Origin of the sequence: Mucilaginibacter robiniae (assembly GCF_012849215.1) — a bacterium.
GTDB lineage: Bacteria > Bacteroidota > Bacteroidia > Sphingobacteriales > Sphingobacteriaceae > Mucilaginibacter > Mucilaginibacter robiniae.
In genome coordinates this window covers 2,322,673-2,342,436 of record NZ_CP051682.1, presented here as the reverse complement: position 1 = coordinate 2,342,436, position 19,764 = coordinate 2,322,673, and the positions used below count along the sequence as shown (strand labels likewise).

The 19,764-nt window shown below is 38.4% G+C and carries 14 protein-coding genes; 12 read left to right on the top strand and 2 right to left on the bottom strand.

Annotation, left to right across the window (positions count from 1 at the left end; genetic code table 11):
• Window positions 1-30: 30 nt before the first annotated feature.
• The 9 genes from HH214_RS10475 to HH214_RS10435 all read left to right on the top strand — a co-directional run bounded on the left by HH214_RS10475 (window position 31) and on the right by HH214_RS10435 (window position 12,951).
• Entirely contained in the window at window positions 31-783 is a 753-nt protein-coding gene (locus HH214_RS10475) for a LytR/AlgR family response regulator transcription factor (RefSeq protein ID WP_169607465.1), read from the top strand.
• Window positions 784-1,301: 518 nt separating this feature from the next.
• A complete protein-coding gene (locus HH214_RS10470) occupies window positions 1,302-3,602 on the top strand; it encodes an outer membrane beta-barrel family protein (RefSeq protein WP_169607463.1) in 2,301 nt (766 codons plus the stop codon).
• 367 nt (window positions 3,603-3,969) lie between these two features.
• Entirely contained in the window at window positions 3,970-4,167 is a 198-nt protein-coding gene (locus HH214_RS10465; RefSeq protein ID WP_169607462.1) for a hypothetical protein, read from the top strand.
• A gap of 141 nt (window positions 4,168-4,308) precedes the next feature.
• Complete coding sequence (locus HH214_RS10460) at window positions 4,309-4,512, top strand: hypothetical protein (protein WP_169607460.1); 204 nt, start codon at window positions 4,309-4,311, stop codon at window positions 4,510-4,512.
• Between the two features lie 587 nt (window positions 4,513-5,099).
• Window positions 5,100-6,458 carry a radical SAM/SPASM domain-containing protein gene (locus HH214_RS10455; RefSeq protein WP_169607458.1) on the top strand — a complete coding sequence of 453 codons (1,359 nt, stop codon included), beginning with the start codon at window positions 5,100-5,102 and terminating at the stop codon, window positions 6,456-6,458.
• 76 nt (window positions 6,459-6,534) lie between these two features.
• Window positions 6,535-8,754, top strand: a complete 2,220-nt coding sequence (locus HH214_RS10450) for a peptidase domain-containing ABC transporter (RefSeq protein WP_169607456.1) — start codon at window positions 6,535-6,537, stop codon at window positions 8,752-8,754.
• Between the two features lie 555 nt (window positions 8,755-9,309).
• Complete coding sequence (locus HH214_RS10445; RefSeq protein ID WP_169607454.1) at window positions 9,310-10,473, top strand: ABC-three component system protein; 1,164 nt, start codon at window positions 9,310-9,312, stop codon at window positions 10,471-10,473.
• Complete coding sequence (locus HH214_RS10440; protein WP_169607452.1) at window positions 10,466-10,969, top strand: three component ABC system middle component; 504 nt, start codon at window positions 10,466-10,468, stop codon at window positions 10,967-10,969. The genes HH214_RS10445 and HH214_RS10440 overlap by 8 nt, the downstream gene beginning before the upstream one ends.
• The gene (locus tag HH214_RS10435) at window positions 10,969-12,951 is read left to right on the top strand and encodes a DUF3732 domain-containing protein (protein WP_169607450.1); all 1,983 of its coding nucleotides are present in this window, start codon (window positions 10,969-10,971) and stop codon (window positions 12,949-12,951) included. The genes HH214_RS10440 and HH214_RS10435 overlap by 1 nt, the downstream gene beginning before the upstream one ends.
• Before the next feature lie 805 nt (window positions 12,952-13,756).
• Here the strand turns inward: HH214_RS10435 and HH214_RS22105 are convergent.
• Window positions 13,757-16,438 (bottom strand): paraquat-inducible protein A, encoded by a 2,682-nt coding sequence (locus HH214_RS22105; RefSeq protein WP_248282256.1) that lies wholly within the window; start codon window positions 16,436-16,438, stop codon window positions 13,757-13,759.
• Between the two features lie 153 nt (window positions 16,439-16,591).
• On the opposite strand from HH214_RS22105, the gene HH214_RS10420 reads away from it, so the two are divergent.
• Together HH214_RS10420 and HH214_RS10415 are read left to right on the top strand one after the other, a co-directional pair.
• Window positions 16,592-17,005, top strand: coding sequence for an AI-2E family transporter (locus HH214_RS10420; RefSeq protein WP_169607448.1), 414 nt, complete (start codon window positions 16,592-16,594; stop codon window positions 17,003-17,005).
• Window positions 17,006-17,184: 179 nt separating this feature from the next.
• Window positions 17,185-17,424: a YtxH domain-containing protein gene (locus HH214_RS10415; protein WP_169607340.1), complete on the top strand. Its 240-nt coding sequence runs from the start codon at window positions 17,185-17,187 to the stop codon at window positions 17,422-17,424.
• Between the two features lie 387 nt (window positions 17,425-17,811).
• Here the strand turns inward: HH214_RS10415 and HH214_RS10410 are convergent, their stop codons facing one another.
• Window positions 17,812-18,360: a helix-turn-helix domain-containing protein gene (locus HH214_RS10410; protein WP_248282255.1), complete on the bottom strand. Its 549-nt coding sequence runs from the start codon at window positions 18,358-18,360 to the stop codon at window positions 17,812-17,814.
• Between the two features lie 738 nt (window positions 18,361-19,098).
• On the opposite strand from HH214_RS10410, the gene HH214_RS10405 reads away from it, so the two are divergent.
• A complete protein-coding gene (locus HH214_RS10405) occupies window positions 19,099-19,701 on the top strand; it encodes a TetR/AcrR family transcriptional regulator (protein ID WP_169607446.1) in 603 nt (200 codons plus the stop codon).
• The last annotated feature ends 63 nt before the right edge of the window (window positions 19,702-19,764 follow it).

Below are 19,764 nucleotides of genomic sequence, written 5' to 3'. Positions count from 1 at the left end.
TAGATTTTGATATCTTAAATAGACAAGAATATGTTGAGATGCATAATTATAGACGATGAACAATTTTCGGTAGATGCATTATCGAGTTATATTCAATTACTGCCCGGATTGGAGGTGGTCGGTATTTATCTGGACCCGCTTGAGGCATTAAGTAAAATCGATTCCAGCGACCAAATCAACATCATATTCATGGACATCGATATGCCAAACTTGTCGGGCATTGAATTGGCTAAAGTTTTACGCCACAGGACGGAGCGGCTTATTTTTACCACATCACATTCACAGTACGCTTTTGACGCCTATGAAGTTGATGGAGACGCGTTCTTGCTGAAACCCTTTACGTTCGTAAAATTTACGACCACCATAAACAGATTTTTTTTTAAAAAAGATATTCACCAAAATGATAGGCCGCTTACCTTGAGAAGTAACCACTTTTTCGTTAAAAATAAGGATGAAAACCTGCGCATTCTAAATGTCTGTTTTGATGATGTGATCGCTTTTGAAAGTGCAAATAACTATGTGAAAATTCATGTACAAGAAAAAAAGTATATTACGGCCTATCTAACTATAAGTGATGTGCTGGATATCGTCAGTGATCGTAAAGAATTCCGACAGTTTCATAGGGCTTTTATCCTTTCAACTCGTCATATTGAATATATTGAGGGAACGGTTATCAGGTTAACCAACCTTTTGCAGGTTAATGTAGGCGAAAGTTTTAAACCTGATTTTAATGAGTTTATGAACGAACGCCTGCTGAAAACAAGCAGAAAAATCAAGTCGTAAATTCATTTTGAACCTCTAAATTTACTCCAGTTCCTCTTTTCTTCAGGTGTTTTAGTAACGAATCATTGAAAATGATTTGTTGTTGTTGTGTGATGCTGTTTGCCGAAGAAACATGGCATGCCTGTTAATTAGCTAAAGTAAAAAGTTTAATCCTCGCTTCCTTGCGGCATGAAGTTCCTATATCAATTGTTTCGCTTTTAGCAGTATTATAGACAAAGGAACGGACGATTAATCGGATGTTATTTAGCGCGAACCATTAATCGTCCATAACAAGACAATTCAATAAAGACAAGTTTTCCAATAGGTGACATCAATTTTCTTGGTAGAACGTATGATTTTCTCGGCATAAGGCTGTTAAAAAATTCCCTAACAAAGAACTATCTGCTTAAATTTATAAAAACGAGCCAATGCCCCTAAGTTATAGGTTGACTTGATAACCCTATAAATATTTAAGCTTCAATATGAAATTTTTGTGCCTGTTAAGTTTATTAATCATCACACGTACTGCCCTTAGTCAAATGTTATCAGGAAAAATTTATAATAAGAAAAAACAACCGCTCGAAGCAGCTACGATTGTATTGCAAAACAATTCGAACATAAAGAAGACCGTTTTCTCTAACCAAGATGGTAGCTATTATTTTGAAAAGATACAACCCGGAACCTATAAGATAACAGTTACCCATACTAGTTACAACACTAAAGACACTACATTCACTATTGATAATAATACTGAACTTAATCTCGTCATGATTGAAAAATATGTGCAACTAGACGATGTTGTGATTAAATCCCGGAAAAAATTTATCGAAAAAAAGGTTGATCGTATAGTTTATAATGTTGAAGGAATCAGTTTGTATGAGAATAAGGCCGTTGCTGATATCTTAAAAAGTTTGCCTCGATTGAATGTGACTCGTAGCACAATTGAGATCAAGGGACTCGGACCTGCAGCAGTTATGGTTGACGATCGGCTTATTTATTTAAGCAATAAAGATTTACTTGACTATTTGAATATTTTGAAAGATGAAATTTCTAGTATTGAAGTAATCACCAATCCGCCTGCTAAATATGATGCCCAGGGGAGCGGACTTATTAATATTGTTACCAAAAAGAAAAAGGCTTACGGACTCTTTGGGTATTTGGAGTCTAGTTTCACAAAAAACTCTTACTTTATTAATGATGGAACTATAAATATAGGCTACCGAAACAAAAATCTTAGTTTGATATCGTCTTTAGGTGGCGCTGTTGGAGCTTATAAGGAGACCTTGCAATCAAGCGGCACTTTCTTTGATTCCGGGCAAACCGATTGGAGAGACGAAGGGAAAAACAAAACTAAGTTGAACAACGATAGATTTAATGTAGCTCTGGAGCTATTACTTAGCAAAAACACAAAAATCTATTCCTCATACAGTTTAGCTACCAATCATAACAAAAGCTTCAAAAATCACAAGTTAAGTTATGAATATAATGCAATCATTGATTCTTTGGGGTTGACCAATGGTTTAAACAAAGACCGTGGCTACACTCATATCGCAAGTGCTGGAATAAATTCCGTGTTTGGAAAAAACAATAACTCATTGGCAGGTACAATTGATTATGTAAACAAATCCAATTCCAGCCAAAGTAATTCCACGACTGTTGATTATTATAATAATTTAACACCGACTAATACGCATATTGATCTTTACAATTTTGGTGATATACCTAAAAATGTTTTTAGTACTAAGTTAGATTTCTCCTTTCCGAAATGGTTTGAGAAAATTGACTTGGAAACAGGTCTAAAATATACGTTATTTAACAATCATAGTCGTACTGATTACGACGAGTTGATTAATGGAGTTTCAATTTACAATCACATCGTTACTCCAGATACATTTGCCTACAAGGAGCAAAATCTCGCAGCTTATGTGTCATTCAGTAGAAATGTAAGAAAGTGGAACTTTAAAGGGGGTATTAGATTTGAAAGAACAGTAACTAATGGATCATCAGCTCAACAGGACACTCATAATACCTTCAGTAATTTTTTTCCAAGTTTATTCGCCCAATATAAATTTACTGATGAAACATCAACAGACGTTTCGTATACGAGAAGAATATTAAGACCCACCTTATTTGATGTAAATCCGCTACGCGTCTACAATAGTATTTTTTCGAGCTATATTGGTAATCCTTATCTTATTCCAAGTCTACAAGATAACATTAACTACAATTTTGTATGGAAAAGTAATTACCTTTTTAGTCTATTTTATAATAAAACTCATCTCCCCATAGTATCATTACCTTATAATACAATTGGGAGTACGATTGAATACCAAAAAGAAAACAGTGGGAATCTTTATAATTACGGGATTAATCTGGATGCTAGCTTTAGCTTAAATTCTCGAATAAGGAGTAATCTTAGTTTGGGTATAAATGGCTTCCGGTACCACACGGCCTATAATTACAATTTAAGTAGAAAACCACTGAATGTTACATTTTCTACAAGTCAATCTATACAATTCAACTCTACATTCTCTTCAGATATCAACTTTTCAGCTGTATTCCCTGGAGCAAATAATGTGTCTACCCAGAAAGGTTATTCTTCATTCGATATTGGATTTACAAAAGCGCTGATCAATAAGAAGCTGATCTTAACCTTAGCAATCCAAGATCTATTTCGCTCGTATTCGCAATCGAGCATTACATCAACAGACTCATTCAAAATTTATACTTATAACTATTACGATTTTAGACAATTATCTCTTTCGGTAAAATACAAATTTGGGACTGAACTAAAGGTAGTCAAGAAAAAAACAAACATTCAAGAAATAAGAAGACTGTAATGTCCATATGATGCTCATATAAAGCAAATCGGTTCGAATCGTTGAACACCTAATCTAAAAATGTCATGTTTAAAGAAAGAATGAAAGTACTATTGCCACAAGTGCACACCAGAGAAAACTTTTGGAAATAATTTGCATGCAGCAGGCAGGCGATTTGATTCGAGGCAAAGCAACTTTTGTTGTCAGCTGTAATCCGTTTACTGAACAGGGTATTGATCTCACTTCATGCAGCAATTTTATTAAGTCTGCCGGATCAAACTGTAAAACTAATAGTGTACGCTAATAAGATAGCCAGCTAATGTTAACGATCAACAAATGAGTAATATCGCTAAACTTTCTCAATGGTTTCACTTTATTCATTAACAAAATGCTAAAAAACAAAATTCAAACACTGGTTACCAGGGAGAATCTTGGTGACCGAGGAAATTTTGAGATCATTTATGACTCAAATGCAGCAGACATCTTAGGAGGTTTAGAAGCTTGCCCTTACTTGGGTAAGTGTGGAACTTATACTGGTGATTGCCAAAACTTAACAAACTGCGGTACTTATACCGATGCTGCTTAGTATTTCCTAAACCTTATCATTCAATAATCAAATCAAGAGGATCTTGACATCAGACCTGATAAAATAGGTTCTCTTAAACGTTGGCCACAATGTTCATTTTAATGATTGGCTGATTTCTAACACTTTTTAACTTATTAGAATATGCTTAATAAAAAAATACACTCGCTTGTACTCCAACGTAAGCTTGGACAGTTCGAAGATTTCGAAATCATTTATGATTCAAGTGCATCAACAGTTGTTGGCGGCCTGGCTGCTTGTGACAAGTTATCGGACTGCGGCACTTTCACTGGTTCTTGTGATAGTTTAAACAAATGCGGCACTTTTACTGAACAGCAGGCATCTTGATTTTGAACAGAGTATCAACTTTCAAAAGTAAAAATAATGCTTAAAACAAAACTACAATTACTAGTAACAACGGGGTACCTAGGTAAAACATCCCATTTTGAAATTATCTACGATGCTAATGCAGATAAGATTAAAGGAGGCCTAGCATTCTGTGGTGAACTGCAGAGTTGTGATAATTTTTCGGGAACCTGTGACAAGTTAAGTACTTGCGGCACATTTTCAGAAAAACAAGCTGCTTAGTTCCGAGAAACATGAAGTCAAATTAACAAATTCTTAAACATTTTAATTTTTTAATCATGCTCAAAAAAAAGATTCAAACACTGGTTGCTAAAGAGAATCTTGGTGACCAAGGAAATTTCGAGGTCATTTACGATTCAAATGCCGTTGACATCATGGGTGGGCTAGAAGCTTGTCCAAGGCTATCAAACTGTGACAGCTACACAGGGGATTGCTCCGCATTATACTCATGTGGCGTATATAAGGATGCTGCTTGAGGTACAGAGGTCATTGATTAACAGTTTTACTATCCAATAACATGTGCAGGGGTCTTAACCACCTGCACATGTTTGAACCCAATCATAAATAAAATGAAATTATCGAAATATATTCTATCTACTGATTCACTTGAAGAGGTAGGCTTAAATAACAAGCGTATTATATTTTCTACCCGCTCAGCAACTTCAATCCTGATAGAAAACGAGATCTTTGATAATTTATCAAATGGTAATTTTAATAGCGTTGCACCTGAATTGTTAACTGTGCTTAATGAAAAGGAATTTTTGGTCCCTATCGAACAAGATGAATTTGAACATATTATATCTACTAACAAAGGGGTTAAAGATGCCAGTAACTTTTTGTCTATGACTATTCAGCCTTCTGCTAACTGTCAATTAGGTTGTGGGTATTGTGGTCAAAATCATTCCAAACATTATGCAAGTGATTCGGTGATCGAAAAATATTATGAAAGGATTGTTTATTTACTATCTCAAAAAAAATATGAAGGTATATCGATTACATGGTATGGTGGCGAACCACTTACTGGTTACAGTGCAATTAAGAAAACATCAAAAAAATTAATCCAATTAGCTGAAGAGCGTGGTTTGAAATATGTGTCAGACATGATCACTAACGGTTTAAGCTTGAAGCCGTCCTTATTCAAAGAGCTCGCCGAAGAATGCAAGGTAACACACTATCAGATTACGCTAGATGGCAACGCAGAATCTCACGATCAACGACGATTTACCAAAACCGGAGATCCTACATTTGATATTATTACTAAAAATATCATTGATGTTACCAGTATGAAAGAATATTATGACAACAGATGTCATATTTCAATCCGGGTAAATATTGATAAAACTAACTATCAATATGTAGATCCACTGATAGACTTTATCAAAGACACCGGTTTACAGCGAAAAATTAGTATGTATTTCGCAACCATTGTAGATTTTGGCGGGAACGACGCAGGAAAAGACAGTTTACAAAAAAACTTTTTTGCAGAGAAGGAGATTGAATGGCTTCTCAGATGTTATGAAAATAATATTAATATGAATGTCATGCCTAAACGAACTTACTCCGTTTGTATGGCTGAAAAAAAAGATTCGGAAGTGTTTGATGCATTCGGAAACATATATGCATGTTGGGAATTTCCCTATTCAGACGTCTATGGTGCAGGCGACAGTTTGATTGGAAACTTGTTTTTCCCTAAAGAGACTTATAATGAAAATGCTACTTTAAGGGATTGGAACGAAATGCTACAATCCGGCAAAACCTGGTGCAAAACTTGTACTCATCTTCCTATTTGCGGAGGTGGCTGCCCAAAATCATGGGTCGAAGGGACACCTGCCTGCCCACCTTTTAAATCCAACTATAAAGACAAGCTACTTTTAGATTACTTTATCAGAAAGCAGAGTGAACAAGGAGCAACAAATACATTCGCATAAAGAAGGACTGGCAATTCTAATTCTTTTAACCTGATTATAAAAGAAGTTATTTCTATCAATTTAGAACTTAAAGATTATGGGGTATCCTTTTTATCGTCAGCTTGACTCTTTCGATTGCGGTCCTACTTGTCTAAAAATGATCGCAGAGTTTTTCGGTAAAAAGTATTCGTTAGAGTTTTTACGGGAAGCTTCTTATATCACACGCGAAGGCGTGAGTTTACTGGGTGTAAGTCAGGCAGCTGAAAAAATTGGATTTCGGACACTTATGGTGAAAGTCACCTTAAACGGATTGAAAGAGGAATGTCCCTTGCCAGTCATTTTGCACTGGAACCAAGAGCATTTTGTTGTCTTATATCGTATTCAAACAAGCAACGGATTTGGAATAAAAAACAAAACTTCAAAATATCTTATTGCTGACCCTTCTCATGGAATAACTAAGCTAAGTGAAGATGCTTTCATGAAATATTGGCATACCAATGAAAAGCAACAAGGAATTGCATTATTGATCGAGCCTACGGCAGCCTTTTACGCTCCCGATCTGGGCCGGCAAAAAAACAAAAGTGAATCTTCATTTTTACTAAGTTACCTGCGTCCTTTTAAACTCCCATTGTTAAAACTACTGCTCTGTATGGGACTATCAGTCGGAATAACGATAACCTTACCGTTCCTGACTAAAGGTTTAATAGACAGAGGTGTATTAGGGAAAAGTTATAATTTGATTCTGCTATTTATAGGCTTTCAAATGCTGCTTTATATCAGCAGCAGCATTCTTGATATTCTTCGAAGTTGGCTGCTTTTACACATGAACGCCAAAATCAGTCTGAACATTATTTCTGATTTTTTAAAAAAAATGATGCTGTTGCCAATTAGCTTTTTTGATTCGAAATCAGTTGGTGACGTTTCTCAAAGAATTAGTGACCATCATCGGATCGAAGTATTTTTAACTACAGAAATAATCAACACACTTTTTTCTTTCTTTCAGGTGTTAATTCTTTCCACAATCTTATTGTCCTACAAGCCCACTATTTGGGCTACCTTCATTTCATTTAGCGCCATAGGTGTGATTTGGATTATCCTTTTTCAAAACAAGCGAAAAAAGATGGACTACCTCCGATTTCAACAAGGTAGAACTGCACAAGAAAAGCTCTATGAATTGGTCGTAGGTATGCAAGAAATCAAACTATATGGAAGTGAAACAGAAAAACGCTGGGAATGGGAGCATTTACAAATGCGTCAATATAGACTCAATATCAACAGTCTCAAGCTCGAACAATTTCAACAATCTGGATTTATTTTTTTTACTCAATTCAAGAACATCCTAATATCTTACCTCGCTGCAACAGCAGTATTGCATGGTGGCATCAGCTTAGGAGTAATGCTTAGTATTTCATTCATCATAGGGCAGACCAACGGTCCATTACAGCAGTTGACTCAATTTTTTAAATCCGGACAAGATGCGAAACTTAGTTTCAGCAGATTACAAGAAATTCATGTTAAAGATGATGAAGAAGTTGATGGTTTATATACAATTCAGTCTTCGCAACGAAGTCGTATCTATGAAAGTCTACATTTAAACGCTGTAGGATTTCAATATCAAGGTCCCCGATCTCCATTTGTTTTAAGGAATGTCAGTATAACTATACCCAGGGGCAAGACTACTGCCATTGTAGGAGCGAGTGGTAGTGGAAAAACTACTCTGTTAAAAATTTTACTTGGCTTCTATAAGTCCACGCAAGGGGAAATTCTTGTAGGGGAAGACAAATTAGCTGAGCTATCACCCAAGTGGTGGCGAAGTCAATGCGGTACAGTTATGCAGGACGGATATGTTTTTAATGATACAATAGCAAGAAATATTGTTGTGGATGGTAAGACAATCGACACAGAAAAGTTTAAAGAAGCGATTCGTGTAAGTAACGTCGAGGAGTTTGTTAATCAACTTCCGTTAAAATATAACACTAAAATAGGAACAAGTGGAATGGGTTTAAGTGGCGGACAGAAGCAAAGAATACTAATCGCCCGAGCAGTATATAAGAACCCAGAATACTTATTTTTTGATGAAGCTACGAGCAACTTAGATTCTACTAATGAAACTGAAATTATGGATAATTTAAACGAGTTTTTCTTAGGTAGAACTGTTGTAATTATAGCTCATCGTTTGAGCACGGTCAAAAATGCGGATCAGATTATTGTTATGGAAAAAGGGCGAATTGTTGAAGTTGGAACTCATATGGTATTGACAACCAACAAGGGTGCTTATTATAAATTAGTTAAAGATCAACTTGAATTAGACGTTTAAAGGTATCTGTCATTAAATTTTTAATACACATTGAGATTCCAGTTTCTATACTGCATGTGGCAACGGCAATGAAAAGAGTGAAATTGTAATGCTTTTTAAGCAGATATTCTGTTGTTTAATAATCGGTCTTCATATTGGCAGAGTGTGATGAATCAGTGAAAATACGGAAGTGTTTACCACTTGGCTTGAAAATGCGTGACCATGTATTCTGAAACACTTTGACCATCTTAAATACTTGGATTTATTCTTAAATTCAATCCCAACTCACACAATTGTATGCTCAAAGGAGCAAGGAATGATATGGTCAAGGGCTCCGTATTGTCCATTCTGGACCTCTTAATAAGTACACCTAATAGCAAACTGGAATATGAGCAAATTTAGTTTATTCATAACACAGGCTTGTCGCAATATTATTTAACACTTATTGCTTTTTTTAATTAAAAATAATATCATTACAGTTAATGCATTGAGTACGTGACCCAAACACCAATTTGAAAAGATGGGTACGATTTGTACTAATCGTATTAAAATTAGGATTTAACTTATTCTTATCACATGGCAAATAATGCCCCCGGCCAGCTATTAGGATTTTCATTACAATATCCGAGAGCGCTATGGCACCTCTTGAATTGCAGCCAAGATCATAAAGTTTGTTTGGAGGTTATAGGAGACGTTGGAGTACTTCAACCTGATAATGGCGTTGTGAGTGAAGAAGACAAATCATCTCAAGTAAGCAATCCTGTAACAGACAAATCGATAGATTTATGGAAAACTCTAAGCAACTGGGTTAAAGCTGTAATTGAAGGCGAAATTGATGCCGATAAGACTAAGTTTTTATTGTACACAAATAAAAAAGGGCGCAAAGGAATTGTAGATTCATTTCATGCCGCCAAGGACATTGCTTCTGCTAAAACCGCTGTTCATGCCGCTTGGAAAAATTTAGCTAAGATTAAATCAGATCATGAGATACATAAATATATAGAGTTTTTAAAATCTAACGAAGATATACTTTCTGATATCGTCTCCAATTTTGAATTTCAAATTGGTTCAAGTAATGGAAGTGAAGAAGTAAGAAAAGCCATCCGAGCAAAGCATGTGAGCGATTCTCAAGTCGAATATATTGAGCATGCATTATTAGGGTGGCTGCACACAAATGTAACAAAAAAGCTATCAAACAAAGAGGACGCAATTGTTTCATGGAATGAATTCGATGCCTATGCAAGTGTTGTATTTGGCAGCGCAAGGCGACGGGAACTGATAGATTTTACGCTGCAATATCCTTTAGAACATTCTGATGTGAAGAAGCAAAAGCTTGAGCGTCCTCCATACATCCGTCAACTCGAAGCAATAAAGGGGGACGACGATGATATTCAGCAGGCTGTAACTGATTTTCTAAAAGCTAAAGTGAATCGTTTCAAGTGGATCGAACAAGAACTTATAGATGAACCAGCAGCAAGAGAATTTGAAGAAAAATTAACTGACTATTGGAAGTCCCAAAAGAAAATGGTCAATATAACACACCCAGGCCTTGGTGAGGAAGAGAAAGGGCAATTGGTATATAATCAATGTAGAATCAGGCAACAAGTCATCAAAAATCAAGATCCTCCACCTGCGACTATAGCTGGTACCTATCACTTGATGTCTAACAGCTTTACTATTGGGTGGCATCCTAAGTGGGAAGAATCATTTATAAATAATAAATCGCAGGAAAATGAGTGAATTAATGGAAGAAGTGAGATTGTGGAATACTCCTATTGTTGGCGCATTTTTACTTTATAAATTCACGCAAGGATATATGTCGTCTCATCCAAATGGTGAGGCTCCCATGGCTATTCAACATTTTATCGCAATAGCAATTCTGACAAATGAACGGCTTAAAGCGCCAATTAGCAATTTAAGGGAGAATCTTCAATCATATGTAAAGAGTTTTGAGGATAATCGTAGTTCCGATATACTTCTGAGCATTCAGGAAAGAATAAAAGACAAGCTTCCCTACACTTGGTCTTCGATAGATATAGCAGTTGCAAATGGGCTATTGTACTGGGATGTGGATGAAGCCAAGCTTTATGCAAGGCTTTCTGAAAGGAGTCCCGGCTATGGAAATGCTCCAAAAGCGCAAGTTAAGAAAGATGGTGAAAAAGCTGAAATACTAGGTAGATGGTTTTCACAGCACACTATAAATGCTATAACCGCTTATTTTAAAATAATACTTTAATGCAGTTTCAGATAGTTAGAATTATTATTTGGCCAAAAAAAGAGGAGCTTATTCCCCAAGTAGTTGACTTCGCGAAAGGTAAACTAAACGTAATAACAGGAGCATCACGCACAGGAAAATCAGCAATCATTCCAATAATTGATTATTGCTTAGGATCGAAAGATTGTTCCATACCGATAGATACAATTCGTGATTATGCTAGTTGGTATGGAGTAGTAGTTAGTACCTCTGTCGAACAAATCCTGTTTGCAAGGCGCGTTCCAATAGGTAATCAATCATCGAATGATTTTTACATGCTTCGCGGAATCGCTATTGTGCCTCCTATAAAAATTACTGAGCCTAATGAAAAGTTAGAAAGTATTAAACATATCTTAAATGGAATATCAGCTGTACCATACTTAAGCCTCAATGGAAATGACGAAATTGGTTTTTCAGGTAGGCTAAGTTTTAGAGACTTGATGGCATTTGTGTTTCAAAGCCAGGATATAGTTGCAAATCAAAACATCCTCTTTTATAAAACACATGCTCATGAGCATAGGGAAAAACTTCGAAACTGGTTTCCCTTTATAATTGGCGCAGAAGACACACAAATGCTTCAGTCACGGATCAGGATACAGGAAATTGAAAAGAATCTGAATCGCCTGAAGAGAGAACTGGAGCGGGTCGGAAATATTTCGGCAAATTGGGTGAAGAATATGCAGGGTCATCTAAGAATTGCCAGGGAATATGGTCTTTTGAGTGATGATTATGTTGAAACTAACGATACCGATTATCTTATTGAAATTGCCTCATCATTATTAGAACTAGAACCGGATCATTCACGCACATCTGTTAAAAATATAGAAGGATCAAATGAAGAATTGCGAGCGTTAGAAGATGAAGAAGAGAAGCTTAGCTTTGATATTGCAGCTATCAAAAAGCGGCTGAACGATCTTCGAGGTCTACAATCTGGTTTGCAAGATTATGGCAATTCAGTAATGCGTAGAAGAGATCGTCTTCACATCTCCAAATGGCTTGACGACATGAGCACTACAAGTGGCGCATGCCCCTCATGTGGCAGTACAGAACATCCATCTGAATCTTCTGAATTAGAAAAAATTTCTAGAGTTTTTAAGAAGTTAGAAGAAGAGTCAAAGAAGGTAGCTGAAGTTCCCGGATCATTCCCTCGTGAGGAAGAAAAGCTAAAACTAGATTTGGCGAAATTGTTAGAAGATAAAAGAGTATTACAAGAGAGATACGACCTTATAAGAGCCAGGGACAAAAAGGTTCAGGAGGAATTTCAGCAGCGTAAAAACATGTATCTTTTTTTAGGTCATTTAAGGGCCCACTATGAAATTTTTAAACAGCTGGGTGATGGAGGTGACTTACAAATTCAAATTGATCTTTTACAAACTGAATACGATCAATTGCTCAAATTAGTGGATGCAGAAGGAGTAACAAAAAGGGTGCAGGCGGCTACAGCAAGAATTGCTACTAAGATGCTTACTCACTTAAAAGGCCTTGATGTTGAAGATAAATATAAAGAAGTAGCGCCAAGATTTGATATAAGAGATTTAAACATCCAGGTGCTCGGAAGCACCAGCCATTGGCATTTTCTAGCCCAAGTGGGCAGTGCTTCTAACTGGGTTTCATTTCATATTGCCTTAATGTGCGCTTTACAAGAATTCTTTTTGGGCTTAAAAAATTCGCCAGTGCCTAGTTTCGTCATTTTCGACCAACCTAGTCAAGTATATTTTCCCAAACTTAAGAAGAAGCATAGCGATGAGTCCGTTGATCTTGATGTGAAATTTGAAGATGATGAGGATGCAGAAGCTGTAAGAAAAATTTTTCAAACAATATCTAAGTCAATTTCAGAATCTAATGGTTTGTGGCAAGCGATTATTCTCGATCATGCTGACGATTCGATATATGGCAAAGATGTTCATGAGGTTGCAGTTTGGAGGAACGGAGATAAATTAATACCAAGTACATGGGTTGAATAATCGTTAAAAAACATACCACCTAGTTTTTTTGCCGATACCAGGTATTGATTAGTTAGTATGTAACCTGTGAAAAGCATTCGCTGGCATTCTATGACCGGGTAGAGAGCAAATATTTTGGCACTCTTTTGTCAAAAGTTACCTTGAATCAGGATCGACGGTATAGAGCAGAAATTAAACGGTGAATTGAACACGCGTGCTGCTAAAAAATTTTTATAGCATGGTCCGTTGAAACACCTGAAGACATGCACATCAATATATTCTTGAGGCTTTTTAATTTAAAAAGGAGAGTATGATTTCATTAGAATCTCCACCTCTAATTAATAACTTTCAAAAGTTTGTTGCCATCGCAATATTTAAAAACAGCCTGATAGTAAAAGTTAAATTTATGACGATAAAAACAAATTACATCTCGTCGCCAAATTTCTTAACGGCCCTTTGGTGAAGTAGGCGTAGACAGTTAACCAAGTTGCCGTCTGGGTCACGCAGTAAAAGGGTTTTATTGCCCCATGACATTAGGGTAGGCGGTTGTATCAGCCGGTCTTTGGCGGGATTAGCCAGAGCGCTAGCGGCACTAATGATGCGAGATCGGCTTCTGTAGCTGTTCTGATGGTCTCTATATAGTATGATATACGATTAGATTGGATAACGATGAATTTATTGGCCGATCCGAACCTTTTCTGGTCCGGTGACAATGATCTCCGGTTTGCCTTGTAATCAATCAGTTTATATTTGTTTTCAAACAGGAGGCGGTCGGACTAATGACATCCGTTTATTTCCTGATTCTTTAAAGCTGCTGGCCTCTATCTCAGGCTTTATTCGTGATCTGCTTCAGCATCTTGCTTAATACGATTTCATAAATTACATAAGCCACAAAAACAAGGAAGCCGGGTTGCAAAGATGAATTGTTGGTGGTCACCGTGGTCAACATATCATTATGAATGTTCAAACCTCCAAGCTGGCTCTTCAGAATCCCATTCAAACCAATATAGGTCATGGCAATGCCCACCACCATCACGTCTGCCATATTCCACTTACCGGATTCAAAAGCAAGATAACGGATGACCTTGTTTTCCGCTATTCGCTCGTTTCCTAACACATGCAGACCTGAAGCGATCAGGATGAGTACAGGCAATACAATCACGAACAAGAACAGCAAAACACCTACGAGTACGGCATCAGGTTTAGGCTGCGACACCAGTACCTGGATAATTTCCAGCAAACTTTTGTTCTGATAAAAAAGCACCTGGTTCTCAAAACCCAGTTTTTCACCCAGCAGCATAAAGCTCATGCTGCCAATACGGGCATCGACTTCAATGATGGATGAAGTAACGCCAACCACTAAGAGTACGAGAGCGATCAGTAAAGACAGGATGAACATTGTTGTCTGCAAATGTGCCTTACGGCGCAGCAACCACCATAACAACGTCACAAACAGTACACAACCCAACATGATATACGCATAATAATAATTCACCTTGCGGATATCTTCTAATTGATGAGTAAGTTTTGTATTGAGTTGCGTAGTGCTGTTGACCTGATATTTAGCGTACATCGCCTTTGCCAACACAACCTGAGCTTCCCCAGTACTGTCATAGGTCTGGCGCTCCAGTTGCCCCAGCTTGCTGGTGGCAATATTTTTTAGCCTTTTGGTACTGGCCGGGCTGTTCACTTTTGTGATGATCGTCCGGGCAAATGAAGGTACCTGAGCCTGGATATCCCGAACATCAATGACCTGGTTGAAGGCAAACTTTTTCAACTTGCCGGCAAAGGTTTTCTGAGGCCGGTTGATCTGTGCCGCAGTTTTGGCAACCAGTCCGTGCAGTTGTTTTTCCACCTGTGCCTGCATCGCCTTCTTTTGCTGGCGGCTCAGCTTGAAGTTATCCACCCTGCCATTCACCACCTCCATAATCTGTTCACGCCACTGGTCGATAGAAAAAATGCCGAACGTAATATTATTGATTGTACTATAATCTTGTTTCAACTGCTCCTGCTGGCGGGAGAACAGGCTTAAGTGGTAGCCGCAATAACCAGTGATACCAAGCAGGATGGCGAGGGCAATGGTCAGGATGATATTGCTTGTACGAAATGTGGGCTGCGATGCAGTCGTCGAATCTGTATTTAAAACTAAAGTTTCTGCAGACGGTTCCGGTTCGGCACTGCCCGGCTGATGCGCATCATGCGGTGTAATGAATTTCAGTATGGTTGAAAGAATAAGGCTGTATAAGACGAAGCAGATGAAAATGATATAGCCCGGTTGTAAGGCGGTGTTGTTGGTGGTGACAATGGTCAGCGGATCACTATTGATCTTTAGGAAAGCCAGCTGGCTTTCGAGCAGGCCGTTCAGGCCGATATAAGCCATCAGGATAGCGATCACGATGACATCGGCCATGCTCCATTTACCGGATTGAAAAGCGAAATACTTGATGAATTTGTTTTCCGCCAGTTTGCGTTTACCGAGCAGGTGAATACCCGTCGAAGAAAGCTTCATGATCGGAAATAGAATACTGAAGACCATGATCAATACCCCCACCAAGATGGAATCTACTTTGGGCTGACTGATGAGTACATGGACAACGTCCATGATGCTTTTACTTTGAAAGAACAAGACTTGGTCTTTAAAGACCACGTGTTCGCCCAAGAGCACAAAATCCAGCGACTTGATACGGGCATCCACTTCGATCATGGATGCGGTAAGTCCGATGCCCAGCAAGATAAACGCAAAAAGCAGCGACATTATAAACAAGGTGGCGTGCAATGGGGTGTTCTTCCGGAAAAGCCACCACAGGAGCAGCACCACCACGACAATGCCCAGCATCGCTGATGAGTAAGTGTACATTGTCGAACGGATCTGACCCAACGATCGGTCAAGATGCTGATTCAAGGCATCACGGTCGGTAACATGATACTTTTTGTACAGCCTGCCGGTAATCGCATGATTCGCTTTTATGGTACTGTCCAGATAAGGGGTGCGTTCCAAAGCAGCGACCTTACCCATGGCCATTTTGCTAAACTGATTTTTATTAGCCGGGTTATCTACCCTGGCAATGACCATGCGCGCAAATGAAGGTACCTGCGCCCTGATCTTGTCTGTTTTAACAAATTTATTGATGGCGAACAGCTTGATTTTACCGCTGATCGATTTCTGCGGTTTTTTAACGAGTGCTTCGGCTTTATTGATCAGCGCCAGGATGATCTGTTCAACTTCCTTCTGCAACTGAGCCTTCTGTTTCTTCGTTAAAGTAAAGTGCCTGACCTGATGATTTAAAATGCCGGCTATATCATCATGCCATTCCTCCACCGAAAACAGCCCCAGGGTGATGTTATTGGCAGCGGAATAGTCTTGTTTGATCTCTTCCTGCTGTGCAGAAAGCACATGAAGCCGGTAGGCAAAATAGGCTTCACCAGCCAGTAAAACGGTGAGACCCAGGATCAGCAAAAGTTTACTTAAAAAAGAGCGTTCGCCCTGCTGAGCGGTTTGTTCAGGCATGAAGTTCCAAGTTTATAATTATTGATGCTGTTTAACCAAATAATCGCTCCAATGTTTTGCTCATGTCCAACTGATTTAAACAGTTGGACCATAGCCGTCTATTACGTACAACTTACAGGAAAGTTTAGCGTAATCATCAGGATTTTAATCGAAGTGGCCATCGTTACATTTGTCGTCAGTTTGGCTTTCTTTCTGATGGATGTAAAGTATGCATTCCTATTGGGGCTCATCACCGGACTGTTCAACATCATTCCTTGTAGCCGCATACTGACCGCATTGATCCTGAGTGCTGCAATCACGTTTGCGACCGCCGCTGTGACAAGTGAAGTGTTGCTGGCGATCATCCCACGGGTTATCGCGCATCTGATCGACAGTAATGTATTGTTGTCGGTGATTGTAGGATCCAAGGTACGGACCAACGCCTTTATGACCGTGCCGGGTGTAGTGATCGGCGAAATGATAGGGAGCGTACCGGGCATGTTTTTATCGATAGCAGTCATTGCTGTGTTAAAGAACATATTAGATCTGTGGAAAGCCTGCAATTTGGGGCATTACACTTGGCGATGAAGAGAAGCAGCAAAACAAGTTGGGCAACCAAGCTGATCGCACCTGATAAAAAAGTAAAAGGTCTGTCGTTATCCCATTCAGGTTTAAGCCTAAACGATTTGTAAAGCGGGAGAGAGGATAGGCATGAATATTGTCAATATATCGACATTCCACTATTCATTTAATACATAAGAAATACTATGAAAAACCCATTTGAAAAAGAAGACCACACCGTTCTGATCTCTTCAATAGCCATCGGCGCATTGGTAGCGGGAGGACTGGCCTATCTTTATTTAACAGAAAACGGCAGGAAATCACGCGAGGCAATTGGCCATAAGATCAAGGACGAAGCCAAGGATTTGGCGTCTGGTGTTATCAGCGGAAAGACCGGCATAGGTAAAGATAAAGTAAAAAAAGTGGCTGATTTTGTAGCGGAATAAGCCTGGCTAATGTCGTTTACTGCGTTCGGAACTTTAATCTCCAGGTCACCCTCATCAAAGTTGTTCTGTATGATGACTTTAATGAGGGTGATTACTTGTATGTTTGATGCAAATGAAATAATATTCTTAAGTTACTGTGCTATAATGTAGAGTATAGATAGGCAGACAACTAAACTTTAAAACGATAATCAACGGTTAAGCCTGTTGTATTACAAATGGTGATAAATTACGCAATCCATCATTAAAGGATCGTTAACAGTAGCAACCAGTATCCAATCTTGAGGATATGGAAGCGTTGACCATTTGGCTTGAAAGGGAGTGACCATGTATGCCGAAACATTTTGACCATCTTAAACCACTGACTAGTAAATTATATTTTGTTTCTCATTAACACAACCCACTGATCCGCCTCCTACGGAAACGTCTGGTCAATGCTCCCAGAATAGCAAAATAGATTACCAGATTTGACCTATCCATACTAAATGACGCCCCTGAAAATTTTTTGAAAAGGGTATTGATCTTTTGTAATGTTCGCTGATAAGGCTGACTTTCGCCTTGTTCCCAGCTGCATATGGTAGCACCGTCCACATTCAGCATTGTGCCCAGCTTTTTCTGACTGATCCCTTTTACGTGCCTGTAGGCTTTCAGCTTGCCGGATAGTGTTGTCAGGTCAAAGCTGTATGGCAGGTAACCTAGAAACTGGATGATATTTGGAAAGAATTGTATTTGGGGAATACTTCTGTTTTTTTCCCAGTTAGTGATGCAATCTTCAGTGACACCCAATATCTTTGCTACATCTTTTTGCAATAGCTTTGAATCAATCCGCTTCTTCTTCAGGTGTTCGCCTATCGTACCTGGATTTGCAGGGTAAGAAACGGGCACCTTTTTTCCGGTTTGGCTTGAAAAACGCAAACAAGGCAACGCAGTTATGTCCATTTGCTGGAAATGTCAACATGAAGTTTAGTGGATGAAATGTTTTGAAATTTCACAAAAAAGTCACTTTTATCCTATTTCACAAAAGAGTGATTGCTCAATCATAACCCAGCTTCTTGTGACGCCTAGTTAAACAGATTCATTACAAAGTCCAATTTTCGCCCTAGCAAACGGAACTCCTGAGTAATATGCAGACGTAACAATTGCTTGATCGAAGGAATCGTCACTCCATTAAGCATGTGCATAAAGACAGTATGTATTGCATCTGACAACTCGCGCTCATTTATAAAGCCATCTAAAACCATCCAACGGATATGCTAGATTCCAGTAAGTACATTAGAAGGGGTATCCATTACCGAAAGATTTTCAAGGCTGAGATTGTATTGATGAAATCTACCGGCTATTTGCTCGGTGAATTGCTCGTTTAGCTGGCGTACACTTGGCGTAAAATGCCTATAGCTGTTTTTGATGAACTCATCGAAACCTGCGTTATCAATAAGCAGCGATCGTTTAACAAAATACTCAGTGCTTATAATCTTTGGTTTTGGGGTGCCAAGTCGGTAATATATCAAATCATCGCTAACTTATTGCAATTCCAGGCCGTCTTCAAGCAACAAAGGCATGTTCAAATAGTATTGCACAAATTCGTCTTTAATACAAATGACAATCAAATGAAACGTGTTTTATTTAATAGCTGTAACTTTGTCTAACGGCGTTAAATAATTTAATACTATAAGTAAAATGGCAAGCAAAGACAGGATATTACGTTTGAAGGAAGAAACCAGAATTAACATTCTGGATGCTGCCTTACAAATTGTAAAGCATGAAGGATGGCAGGCCCTGAGCATGCGCAAGATTGCTGATGTGATTGAATATACTGCACCCATTATTTATGAGTATTTTGCCAACAAAGAAGCTATTTTGCTGGAGCTTACCCGTAAAGGGTATTTAATGCTGTCAAGGGAATTGCAGGAAGCCAAACAGGAGCACCGTTTACCCGAAAATCAGCTAGAAGCGATGTGGCTGACTTACTGGAACTTTGCTTTTGCCAACAAAGAGCTGTATCAGGTAATGTTTGGTGTATCTACCAACTGTTGTTGCGAAATGGTTAATAAGTTGCCCGAAGCCGAGTTGCCTTGGGATTTATTCAGTACAGCTATTGGCGAACTGATGCAGATAGAAGATATAGGTTCGGATGTGATTTGCACCAAGTATTACACGTTCTGGTCCATCGTTCACGGGCTCATTTCCATTAATTTAGTAAGTCGCGGATCATCAGATGAGGTTAACCGTCAGGTACTTAAAGATGCAATTACCGGCATTATCAAGTCTATAACACCATAATTTTTTTAAAGTAAATTTTACATTGTTAAGTTATTTAACAATGTAAGGTAAAATTGCCATAGT

Coding starts and splice junctions, on each gene's coding strand:
- HH214_RS10475 (WP_169607465.1), top strand. CDS start 31: ATGTTGAGATGCATAATTATAGACGATGAACAATTTTCGGTAGATGCA.
- HH214_RS10470 (WP_169607463.1), top strand. CDS start 1,302: ATGTTATCAGGAAAAATTTATAATAAGAAAAAACAACCGCTCGAAGCA.
- HH214_RS10465 (WP_169607462.1), top strand. CDS start 3,970: ATGCTAAAAAACAAAATTCAAACACTGGTTACCAGGGAGAATCTTGGT.
- HH214_RS10460 (WP_169607460.1), top strand. CDS start 4,309: ATGCTTAATAAAAAAATACACTCGCTTGTACTCCAACGTAAGCTTGGA.
- HH214_RS10455 (WP_169607458.1), top strand. CDS start 5,100: ATGAAATTATCGAAATATATTCTATCTACTGATTCACTTGAAGAGGTA.
- HH214_RS10450 (WP_169607456.1), top strand. CDS start 6,535: ATGGGGTATCCTTTTTATCGTCAGCTTGACTCTTTCGATTGCGGTCCT.
- HH214_RS10445 (WP_169607454.1), top strand. CDS start 9,310: ATGGCAAATAATGCCCCCGGCCAGCTATTAGGATTTTCATTACAATAT.
- HH214_RS10440 (WP_169607452.1), top strand. CDS start 10,466: ATGAGTGAATTAATGGAAGAAGTGAGATTGTGGAATACTCCTATTGTT.
- HH214_RS10435 (WP_169607450.1), top strand. CDS start 10,969: ATGCAGTTTCAGATAGTTAGAATTATTATTTGGCCAAAAAAAGAGGAG.
- HH214_RS22105 (WP_248282256.1), bottom strand. CDS start 16,438: ATGCCTGAACAAACCGCTCAGCAGGGCGAACGCTCTTTTTTAAGTAAA.
- HH214_RS10415 (WP_169607340.1), top strand. CDS start 17,185: ATGAAAAACCCATTTGAAAAAGAAGACCACACCGTTCTGATCTCTTCA.
- HH214_RS10410 (WP_248282255.1), bottom strand. CDS start 18,360: ATGGACATAACTGCGTTGCCTTGTTTGCGTTTTTCAAGCCAAACCGGA.
- HH214_RS10405 (WP_169607446.1), top strand. CDS start 19,099: ATGGCAAGCAAAGACAGGATATTACGTTTGAAGGAAGAAACCAGAATT.